This window comes from Ralstonia sp. VS2407 (assembly GCF_052950655.1).
The window spans coordinates 1-481 of record NZ_JBRFVG010000216.1 but is presented as its reverse complement, the minus strand read 5'-3'; the positions used below and the strand labels follow the sequence as shown (position 1 = coordinate 481).

The window sequence follows — 481 nt, the reverse complement described above, 5'->3', positions numbered from 1 at the left end:
ATCCTAACGTCAACCCCGCGAGATGCGGCTTGGTGGAGGGCTGCGACAACGTCGTCATCGGGGATGAGGTAGCCCTGGGTCATCCAGATTCGCTCACTCGCGCGGTCGATGGCCTCCAGGTACATGTTCCGGATGGGATAGACCGCCATCCGGGGGGAGTTGCGGTGTACAGCGAAAGGCGTATCCCAATAGCGGACGCCGGGAGAAGGTAGTACGGGCTGGTTGCGCCGGGAGATGAGGGCCCCCTTGGGGCGTTGATTCCACATGTCAACAAAGACGTTTTCGAGCTCCCCGACGGCAGGCCCGGTAATACGAGCGTGGGTGTCACGCCAGCGGTCGGCGTAGAGGGAGCCGATGTTGTACCCACCGATGTAGGCGACCTTGGAATCGACGATGAGGAGCTTGCGGTGGTCTCGCCCCAGATTGCGTAGCGTCGGTATCCATGAGGGGGTTACGAGAGGTTGGGCTCGCACCTGCACCC

Annotated in this window: 1 protein-coding gene; it reads right to left on the bottom strand. The window is 62.2% G+C overall.

The features are described from left to right. Window positions 1-481 (bottom strand): phospholipase D-like domain-containing protein (locus tag ACU8YE_RS24695; RefSeq protein ID WP_446930073.1); only part of this gene is annotated, 481 nt, incomplete at both ends.